Source organism: Mesorhizobium sp. M7A.F.Ca.CA.003.01.2.1 (assembly GCF_003998945.1).
GTDB lineage: Bacteria > Pseudomonadota > Alphaproteobacteria > Rhizobiales > Rhizobiaceae > Mesorhizobium > Mesorhizobium ciceri.
Genome location: NZ_RZRA01000689.1, coordinates 1 through 3,151 on the forward strand (window position 1 = coordinate 1; position 3,151 = coordinate 3,151).

Here is a 3,151-nt window from a genome sequence, read left to right on the forward strand (position 1 = left end):
ATCAACTACAAGGTCCGCGAGCACAGCCTGGCCAAGGTTCCGGTCATCCTCGTCTGCGGCAAGCGCGAAGCGGAAGAGCAGACGGTCAACATGCGCCGACTGGGCTCGCGCGACCAGGAATCGCTTGGCCTTGACCAGGCGATCGCGCAACTGACTGAGGAAGCCGTCACACCCGACCGCCGGCGCAAACGCGCGGCCTGATTGGCATGGTTTCGACCAAATGGCGGTGGAGCGATCCACCGCCATTTTCATATCCCTGTCACGCCGACCTTGTAACGAGCCCCTATGCTCAAGTTGAAATTGCGCGAACGACCCTTTCCCGAGCTTTCCTATGCCAATCCGCGCCAGCCGGCGCTGACGCGCTGGTTCATACATTCGGTCGAAGGCTTGTCGGGCCGCGACCGCTACACAGCACTTTATGATTTCTGGCGCCGCCAGATCGTGCCGACCGGCGAACGCGTGTTCAGCCGCATGCTCGACCTGATCGACGTGCGGGTGCGGACCGCTGATCAGTGGCCGCCCGCGCAATTGCCGGACACGCCGCTGGTGATCGTCGCCAATCATCCGTTCGGCATCGGTGACGGTATCGCCGTGCTGTCGCTGGCCGAGCAGCTCGGCCGTCCGTTCCGGGTGATGATCCACAAGGATCTGCTCAAGATCCGCGAGATGGAGCCTTATTCGCTGCCGATCGACTTTTCGGAGACCAAGGATGCGCTGAAGAACAACATGGCCGTGCGCCATGAAGCGGTGCGCCTGTTGAAAGAGGGCGTCACCATCGTGGTATTTCCGGCCGGCGGTGTCGCCACCGCGCCAAAGGGTTTTGGCCGGGCGCGCGATCTGCCGTGGAAGATGTTTCCGGCCCGCCTCGTCCAGGACGCCAGGGCGTCGGTCATCCCGATGCATTTTTCCGGGCAGAACGGCAGGCTGTTCCATCTTGTCAGCGGGCCGATGAACATGGCCGAGCGCGACGGCCGGGTGGCCAAGTTCGTCGGCAAGGCCTCGCTGACGCTGCGCACATCGCTGCTCATCCACGAATTCGCGCGGCTGTCGGGCAAGGCGATCGACGTGCGCGTCGGCGATGTGCTGAGCTGGAGCGAACTGGAGCCGTTGCGCGACCGCAAGGCCTTGCTCGACCGCCTCCATCGCGGCGTGTTCGACCTGGCGCCAGCTTTGCCACGCCGCCGGATCCCGTTCCTGCCGGCGCGGACCGAACTGGCGGCTTGAACAATAAACGTCCGGCTCACAGGGCCGAGTCTTGGCTGGCCGTTGAGAAAAATAGTATGACACTGTAATGTCATGCGCTATATTAGGGCAAGGAAAGAGCTTGCCATGAGAACCAGCAAACCGATCACCGTGACCCTCGGCCGCCAGCAGGCCAGCGTTGACGTACGCCTGGCGTCGGGTGCCTACGACTCCGCCAGCGAGGTGATGCGCGCCGCGCTGCGCGCCCTCGACCGCGAAGAGCAGACCATCACCGCGATTATGCGCGCCAAGGTCCAGGAAGCCCTTGACGACCCGCGTCCGGACATCCCGGCAGAAGACGTCTTCAAAGCGCTGCGCGCCCATCATGCGGACCGCATGAAGGCCTCCAAGCTTGACACATAAGGTCGTCTTCAGACCGGCGGCTCAAGCCGACCTCTTCGCCATCTACGACTACATCGAAAACGACAGCGGGAGCAGACGTGCCGACGACTATGTCGACCGCATAGAGGCCGCGTGCATGGCGCTGTCCAACTTCCCGGAGCGCGGGACCGTGCGCGACACTGTTGGCCCCGGCGTCCGCATCGTCGGCTTTGAACGCCGCGTGTCGATCGTTTTCCGGGTCGACGGTGACACCGTGGTCATCCTGCGCGTGCTCTACGGCGGACAGGATTATCCTGCTGGTTCAGAGGATGACGCAGACACCTGATTCTTCTGGTGGATTGCGAACTAATCCGCGCCTTCTTCAGGATCCATCGCCGCGGCCTCGGTGGCCAGAACCTCGATTTCCTGGTTCTGCCCGGCCACGACCGTAAAATCCTTCTGGTAGATGCGGTCGCGGTTCTTGGCGATGATGGTGTAGTCGCCCTCGGCCAGCACCATCGAGGCGAAAGCGCCGACGGTTTCCTTGATCGGATCGCCGGACTCGTTGAGCAGTGACCAGGACGTGTCGGCGATCGCCTCGCCACCGGTTTCGCGCACCAGCTTCATCGTGATCTCGGCGGCGTGATGCTCGACGGTGGCTTCGGTCAGCTTGCCGGCCTCGACGCGGATGTCGGAGCGAATGACTGCATTGACCGCGCCATAGGTCGAGACGACATGGTAGATGCCGGCGTTGAGCCGCACGACGCTGTTGGGCTCGACATCGGGAATGATCAGCGCGCGGTCGCCATTGGCCTCGGCAGTGCCCTCGTAGATCGAAAAGCGCAGCTTCTTCGGTGGAATGCGCACGCCGCCGGACAGCACGGCGTCGAGCTTGAGGCCGCCGGCATCGAGCACGAGGCTTTCGCGCTTGGCGTCCTTGCCGACAGTGATGCGTTTGGTGGCGCCGGCCCGGCCGTAGGAGGCGTGAACCAGATAGCTGCCGGGCTCGAGCTGGAAGACGGCGGTGCCGCCATGCGAGGAGGCGACCATCGGCAATTTGCCGTTGACGGCTTCCGGCTTGAAGACCCGCCAGACGATGCCGCGCGTGATGTCGGAACCCTTGTCGGTCAACTGGGCAGAGAGTGTGATGGCACCGCCGCCGCTCAGCGCCAGTGACGTCTCGCCTTTCGGCGTCGCGTAGCTCGAAATTCCCGGAAGCTTCAGGTCGCTGACACCGTCGACATTCTGCGCCATGGCGAACGAAACCGGCGCCATGAACAGCAGGGCGCCGAGCCAGACCAGGAAAAGACGGACAGTCCCCTCAAACATGCCTTGCGTTGAAGCCCATGGCGGTGGCAATTTCAAGGCTTAAGAGTCCGACCGATACGACTCTTCCGTCCGGCGTATCCCGCGCCAATGCCCGAGCCGCCCGAATCCCCGATGGTGCGCTTCAGCTCAAAACAGAATGTCCAGGAGACTTGCGCCCATGGCGTCGCCGATCATCGACTTCCTGCTGACCCGAAACTCCGCACCGATTCCAGATCTGAAGGAGCCGGCGCCGAGCGATGCGGAGATCGCGACAATGATC

At 63.2% G+C, this 3,151-nt stretch carries 5 protein-coding genes and 1 pseudogene; 5 read left to right on the forward strand and 1 reads right to left on the reverse strand.

Going from position 1 to position 3,151, the window contains the following annotated elements; all coding sequences use genetic code 11:
* From EN969_RS23735 to EN969_RS23750, 4 genes are all read left to right on the forward strand, one after another.
* A partial coding sequence (locus EN969_RS23735) for a His/Gly/Thr/Pro-type tRNA ligase C-terminal domain-containing protein (protein ID WP_245467477.1) occupies window positions 1–201 on the forward strand: 201 nt, incomplete at its 5' end.
* Window positions 202–285: 84 nt separating this feature from the next.
* Window positions 286–1,224, forward strand: a complete 939-nt coding sequence (locus EN969_RS23740; RefSeq protein WP_063167876.1) for a GNAT family N-acetyltransferase — start codon at window positions 286–288, stop codon at window positions 1,222–1,224.
* 105 nt (window positions 1,225–1,329) lie between these two features.
* Window positions 1,330–1,605 carry a type II toxin-antitoxin system ParD family antitoxin gene (locus EN969_RS23745; RefSeq protein WP_063167877.1) on the forward strand — a complete coding sequence of 92 codons (276 nt, stop codon included), beginning with the start codon at window positions 1,330–1,332 and terminating at the stop codon, window positions 1,603–1,605.
* Window positions 1,595–1,909: a type II toxin-antitoxin system RelE/ParE family toxin gene (locus EN969_RS23750; RefSeq protein ID WP_063167878.1), complete on the forward strand. Its 315-nt coding sequence runs from the start codon at window positions 1,595–1,597 to the stop codon at window positions 1,907–1,909. The genes EN969_RS23745 and EN969_RS23750 overlap by 11 nt, the downstream gene beginning before the upstream one ends.
* Before the next feature lie 20 nt (window positions 1,910–1,929).
* On the opposite strand, the gene EN969_RS23755 is transcribed toward EN969_RS23750, so the two are convergent.
* Window positions 1,930–2,892 carry a hypothetical protein gene (locus EN969_RS23755; RefSeq protein WP_013531974.1) on the reverse strand — a complete coding sequence of 321 codons (963 nt, stop codon included), beginning with the start codon at window positions 2,890–2,892 and terminating at the stop codon, window positions 1,930–1,932.
* A gap of 157 nt (window positions 2,893–3,049) precedes the next feature.
* Between EN969_RS23755 and EN969_RS36780 the strand changes: the two are divergent.
* Window positions 3,050–3,151, forward strand: a pseudogene (locus tag EN969_RS36780) (nitroreductase); the annotation flags it as partial.

What these genes read in the sequence shown, in the direction of transcription:
- EN969_RS23740 (WP_063167876.1), top strand. Translation starts at nt 286, where the DNA reads ATGCTCAAGTTGAAATTGCGCGAACGACCCTTTCCCGAGCTTTCCTAT.
- EN969_RS23745 (WP_063167877.1), top strand. Translation starts at nt 1,330, where the DNA reads ATGAGAACCAGCAAACCGATCACCGTGACCCTCGGCCGCCAGCAGGCC.
- EN969_RS23755 (WP_013531974.1), bottom strand. Translation starts at nt 2,892, where the DNA reads ATGTTTGAGGGGACTGTCCGTCTTTTCCTGGTCTGGCTCGGCGCCCTG.